The organism is Amycolatopsis sp. NPDC059021, from assembly GCF_042739895.1.
Taxonomy (GTDB): Bacteria; Actinomycetota; Actinomycetes; order Mycobacteriales; family Pseudonocardiaceae; genus Amycolatopsis.
Genome location: NZ_JBHYIQ010000158.1, coordinates 11,755 through 16,880 on the forward strand (window position 1 = coordinate 11,755; position 5,126 = coordinate 16,880).

The window sequence follows — 5,126 nt, forward strand, 5'->3', positions numbered from 1 at the left end:
GATATACACTTGTATTGTCGTGGGCAGCGTCAGTTGTTTAAAAGAGACAGCGTTACCGGCGCTCAACGCCAGTAAGGGGGCCTTCACGGCTTGTGCTCGGGTCGTTCGCTGGTTCAGCCGCCTGTCCGGGACCAGCGGGGCCGCAGTACCCGGCGCCGCGCCGTGGGGTGCCCGGCGGGCTCGGTCGTCGCGTCCGGCGGGGTACCGTACACCGCCTCGGCCACCGAGAGCTTCAGCTGACGGCAGCGCCGCAGGACCGAGGCCGGAAACCCGGTCCCGTCCGGACGTTCCGGTATCTCCGCCGACAGCGCGTCGAGCGGTGTCCACCCCGAGCCGAGGTCGGCCAGGCTCCGATGCTTCGTCGCGTAGTAATCGGGCGAAACGCTGAGCGCGACTCCGGTGGCCCCGGCGGCCGCGGCCACCAGGTGCAGGTGGTAGCGCGTGGAGATCCAGGTCTGGCCGGGGGCCACGGGCACCCCGTGCCGCCAGACGTCCCGGAACGGGTGGAATTCGGCGCCGTCGAGTTCGTGTTCGAGCAGGGCGTGGACCGCGCGATCCACCCGCGGAATCCCTTCCACGACGGCGATCTGCCCGGGTTCGGCCCGCCAGGCCCGCAGCATGCCGAGCACCCTGGCGGCCAAAGTGGACACTTCGAGGTCGCCGATGTCCGACTGCACGCACAGCACGAACTCGCGTGCCCGGGTACGTGCCGACGGCTCGGGGAGGTCGAGGAACACGTCGTCGCAGGTCCGGTACGCGGCGGCGGACCCGGCCAGCAGCTCCGCCGACGGGTCGTCGCGGACGTCGACCACGTCGAAGCGGTCGGCGAGCGAACGCAGGAGGTGCGTCGCGCCATCGGGGAACGGCATGAATCCCTGGCCGGTCATGGCCGCGCGACCACCGGAGCGCCGGGCCGCGGCGGCCGCGCCCGCGATCAGGCCGAGGTGCCGTGGCCACAAGGCGTTGAGGTAGCCGCCGCCGATCAAGTGCACCACGTCGGCGCGGCCGAGCAGGGCGATTCCCGCGTCGCGGCGCGGTGCCCGTCCGGGATCGTGCACGACCTCCTGGACCCACGCGGCCACTTCCCACGGGTCGTCCGAGGGTGCCTCGCCGCACAGGCTCCACAAGGTGTCGACGCACCGCAGGCGGGGATGCAGGCCGCCGAGCAGCAGCTGCGCGGGGCCCGGCGAATGGCAGTCCAGCCACACCTCGGCGCCGGGCGCGGTCCGCGCGAGATAACGCAGCCAGGTGGCGGCGATCAGCTCGTCGCCGAAGTTCGGGTAGCCACTGGGGCCCACGAGGTAATAGCAGCGGCCCGAAGGATCCACTGTGGACAGCGCTGGGCGGGCGAGCGGTCCGTGCCGCTCGCCCGCACTGTCGCGCCAGGTCACTGCGCGACGCTGATCTGGGTGTTCAGTGCCTGATCACCCTGCGCCTTCTCGTTTCCGGTCGCTTCCTGCTTGACACGGTCCTTGGCCACGCCCTGCCCTTCGAGGTCGGACGCGATGGCCTGCGCGCGCTTCTCCGACAACGTCTTCGCCTGCTGCGCGTCGGGATAGCCGGCGTGCGTGGCGACGGTGATCTTGACGTCGTTGCCCTGCAACGCTTTCGCGATCTGCGTGACGGTCTGCTTCCCCTTGTCCGTCAGATCCGCCTTCTGCGGTTCGAACGTGAGGGGGCTCTGCTGAAGTGCTTGCTCGATCGCCGAGTTCACCTGCCCGACGGCGCCGTTCGCCGCACCCTGCCCTGCCGAACTGGGAGCGCCGGCGCCCGGCGGCGCGGCGCTGGAGCTCGACGACCCGCTGGAGCTGTTCGAGTCCCCGGATCCGCAGGCGGTGACCGCGGCGGCCACGACCGCCGCGCCCGCCACCGCCTGGACAATTGTCCTGCGCATGAAGTGCACTCCCTCGTCTGTGGTCTCCATCGGCTGACGCTGGGATCCGAACACGGACGGCCTGGTGCGGCAACTACGAGGCAACGGGTGGGTCAGGTGCCGGTTGTCACCCTCACGAGGGGCGATCGCTGCGGACCGGGTCGCGGATCCCCCGGCCGGAGCCGGAAAACCGGATGGCGTGCCGTTCGGGGGAAACCACCGCGGAGTTCCCCCGAACGAGGGGTCGATCGACGGCGCCCGTCGCGGTAGGGAAGCGACGGGAGCAGGGGTCCGGATAGTCCCTTTCGTCCCGGCGAACACAGGTTTGCTCGGTTGAACTAGGTCTTGCTCAGGCAAGCAAGACGCGTTAGTATTTGCTCATGCCAGCAAAAAGCAGTTCGGACAAGCAAGGCGGTCGGACGTTCATCGAATCGGCCCGCCGGGCGCAGATCGTGGACGCGGCGATCGAGGTCATCGCCGACCAGGGGTACGCCGGCGCCAGCTTCGCCAAGATCGCCAAGCAGGCCGGGCTGAGCAGCACCGGGATGATCTCGTACCACTTCAAGGGCAAGGACGATCTGATCCGCGAGGTCGTCGCCGAGGTGCTGCGCGTCAACGGCGAGTTCCTGCTGTCCAAAATGGACACCGAGACCAGTATTCTCGGCAGGCTGCGGCTCTACATCACCACGCGGGTCGCCCTGCTCGACGAGTACCCGAAGCACCAGCGTGCCCTGCAGACGATCGTGAACGCGGTGCAGACCGAGGACCCGGAGCTGCGCGGCCTCGCCCCCGCCATGGCCGCGTTCGCCACCGAGCAGGAGAAGCGGATCCGGCTGGGGCAGCGGCAGGGCGAGATCCGGGAACTGGACCCGCTGGTGCTGGTGCTCGCGGTGAACGGCGCCCTCGACCAGATCACCAACCGGGCCGCCGTCGATCCGGACTTCGACACGGCGGCGTGCGCCCGCGAGCTGGCCGACCTCTTCGACCGGGCCGTCCGGAAGCAGTGACCGGCACCGTGCCCGCCTCCACCCCAGACGACAAGGACGAAACCATGACTGTGGAAGCATCCGCCCAGACCGCTCCGGTGGAGCGGACCCAGCGCGAGAAGACCGCGGCGCTGCGCAAGCACCTGGTGCTGCAACTGCTCCTCGAACTGGTGCTGCCGCTCGGCGGCTACTACGGCCTGCGCGCCGCGGGCCTGAACCAGTGGCTGTCGCTGGTGGGCGGCGCCCTGCTCGCCCTGCCGATGATCGGGTACACGCTGGTCAAGCAGCGCAGGGTCGACCCGCTGGCCCTGTTCACGCTGAGCCTGGTCCTGCTCGGCGCGCTGACCTCGATGGTCACCGGGGATCCGCGGCTGCTGCTGGTCCGCGACAGCTGGATCTTCGGCGCGCTCGGGCTGTGGGTGCTCGGCTCGTTGCTGACCCAGCAGCCGTTCATGCGGTCGATGGCACGCACGATCGTCACCGTGAAGATCGGCGCCGAAGGACACCGGCAGTGGGACTCCCGCTGGGACACCGAGCCGGCGTTCCGCAGGCATCTGCGCGTCGTGACGCTGGTGTGGGGGCTGGGTTTCTGTCTCGACGCGGTCGTCCGCGTGATCCTCGCCTACAGCCTGCCGATCGACTCGGTCCCGCTCGTGAGCACGCTGCAGTGGCTGGTGGTCCTCGGCGGGCTGATCACCTTCCACATCCGGTACGTCACCAAGCACGGCCTGAAGGTCTGAGGCGGGCATGGACGCCGACGTCATCGTCGTGGGCGCCGGGCCGACCGGGCTGGCACTGGCCAACGAACTGGAACTGGCCGGAGCGCGCGTCGCCGTCCTGGACCGGCTGGCCGCGCGAAGCCCGCAGTCGAAGGCGCTGAACCTCCAGCCGCGCACCGCCGAACTGCTCGACGCGCGGGGCTGGCTGGCGCCGATCGCCGACCGGGCCGTCGCGAACATCCCCGGCGGGCATTTCGCCGGGCTGCGCCTGGACTATTCGGTCTTCGACACCCGGTTCCCTTACCAGGTGGGCATTCCGCAGGGCCGGGTCGAGGAGGCACTGGAGGCCCGGCTCGCCGGTGCGGGCATCCCGGTGTCGCGCGGCACCGAACTGCTCCGGCTGGAGCAGGACGCCGACGGCGTCACCCTCACGGTCGGCGGCCCCGAGGGGGAGCGGACGCTGCGCGCGGCGTACGCGGTCGGTGCCGACGGCGGGCGCAGCCGGGTGCGCAAGGAGCTCGGGGTCGCGTTCCCCGGCAGGGACGGGCGGGTTTCGATGGCCGTCGCCGACGTCGTGCTGGCCGAGGATCCGAGGCTGCCCACGGAATGGCGGATACCGAACCTCGAGCCGTCCGCGAGCAGGTCGGGCTTCCTGATCCCGTTGGAGGACAACGCTTACCGCTTCGTGTTCGCAGGCCAGGAACAGCAGGGGCTCGGCCGTGACGCGCCGATCACCGAGGAAGAGGTCCGGGCCGCCCTGCACGACGCGCACGGGGACGCCGCGAAGCTGCTCCACATCCGTCACGCTTCGCGGTTCACCGACGCCTCCCGGCAGGCCGAGCACTACCGGACGGGCCGGGTTTTCCTCGCGGGGGACGCCGCGCACATCCACTCGCCGGCGGGCGGGCAGGGGCTGAACCTCGGTGTGCAGGACGCGTTCAACCTGGGCTGGAAGCTCGGCGCGGCGGTCGCGGGCTGGGCGACCGACGGCCTGCTCGACACCTACCACGCCGAACGGCATCCGGTGGCCGCGCGGGTGCTGCAGAACACCCGCGCGCAGGGCGTGCTGATGGTGCCCGACCCGGACGTGCTCGCGTTGCGGGCCATCACCGCCGAGCTGGCCGCCACCCCGGACGGGAACCGGCTGCTGGCGGGCATGATCTCCGGTCTGGAGATCCGCTACGACATGCCGGACGGCCCGGCCCATCCGCTGCTGGGCGCCCGGCTGCCGGACGTCGAGCTGCACTCCGGGCGTGGCCTGCTGCTCGGCGGACCGCCCGGGATCGCCGACGGGTGGCGGGGGCGGGTGGACCACACCCCCGGCGACCCCGGCGATGTCCGCCTCGTCCGGCCGGACGGCTATGTCTGCTTCGCCGGTCACCCGGAGGAGCTTCACGACGCACTGGCCCGCTGGTTCGGTGCTCCCGCCGTAGCCTAGCCGCTTTCCTTGCCCTGCAAGGCATGCGGCTCCTGATCCGTCCTTTGTGGATCGTCTCGTGGTGAAGGGTCCGTGGGGGCCTCCCCGAGGGACTCTGGGTCCCTTGAGGA

5 protein-coding genes are annotated in these 5,126 nt (G+C 70.7%); 3 read left to right on the forward strand and 2 right to left on the reverse strand.

Annotation, left to right across the window (positions count from 1 at the left end; translation table 11 throughout):
* Nucleotides 1-113: 113 nt before the first annotated feature.
* A complete protein-coding gene (locus ACFWX1_RS45725) occupies nucleotides 114-1,391 on the reverse strand; it encodes a polysaccharide pyruvyl transferase family protein (protein WP_378396208.1) in 1,278 nt (425 codons plus the stop codon).
* A complete protein-coding gene (locus tag ACFWX1_RS45730) occupies nucleotides 1,388-1,894 on the reverse strand; it encodes an OmpA family protein (protein WP_378396209.1) in 507 nt (168 codons plus the stop codon). The genes ACFWX1_RS45725 and ACFWX1_RS45730 overlap by 4 nt, the downstream gene beginning before the upstream one ends.
* Nucleotides 1,895-2,253: 359 nt before the next feature.
* Between ACFWX1_RS45730 and ACFWX1_RS45735 the strand changes: the two genes are divergently transcribed.
* Genes ACFWX1_RS45735 through ACFWX1_RS45745 form a run of 3 tightly spaced genes read left to right on the forward strand, consistent with a single transcriptional unit; the run spans nucleotide 2,254 to nucleotide 5,016 of the window.
* Complete coding sequence (locus ACFWX1_RS45735) at nucleotides 2,254-2,880, forward strand: TetR/AcrR family transcriptional regulator (RefSeq protein WP_378396210.1); 627 nt, start codon at nucleotides 2,254-2,256, stop codon at nucleotides 2,878-2,880.
* 44 nt (nucleotides 2,881-2,924) lie between these two features.
* Complete coding sequence (locus ACFWX1_RS45740; protein ID WP_378396211.1) at nucleotides 2,925-3,599, forward strand: VC0807 family protein; 675 nt, start codon at nucleotides 2,925-2,927, stop codon at nucleotides 3,597-3,599.
* Between the two features lie 7 nt (nucleotides 3,600-3,606).
* Complete coding sequence (locus ACFWX1_RS45745) at nucleotides 3,607-5,016, forward strand: FAD-dependent monooxygenase (RefSeq protein WP_378396212.1); 1,410 nt, start codon at nucleotides 3,607-3,609, stop codon at nucleotides 5,014-5,016.
* Nucleotides 5,017-5,126 lie beyond the last annotated feature (110 nt).

Coding starts and splice junctions, on each gene's coding strand:
- ACFWX1_RS45730 (WP_378396209.1), bottom strand. CDS start 1,894: ATGCGCAGGACAATTGTCCAGGCGGTGGCGGGCGCGGCGGTCGTGGCC.
- ACFWX1_RS45745 (WP_378396212.1), top strand. CDS start 3,607: ATGGACGCCGACGTCATCGTCGTGGGCGCCGGGCCGACCGGGCTGGCA.
- ACFWX1_RS45740 (WP_378396211.1), top strand. CDS start 2,925: ATGACTGTGGAAGCATCCGCCCAGACCGCTCCGGTGGAGCGGACCCAG.
- ACFWX1_RS45735 (WP_378396210.1), top strand. CDS start 2,254: ATGCCAGCAAAAAGCAGTTCGGACAAGCAAGGCGGTCGGACGTTCATC.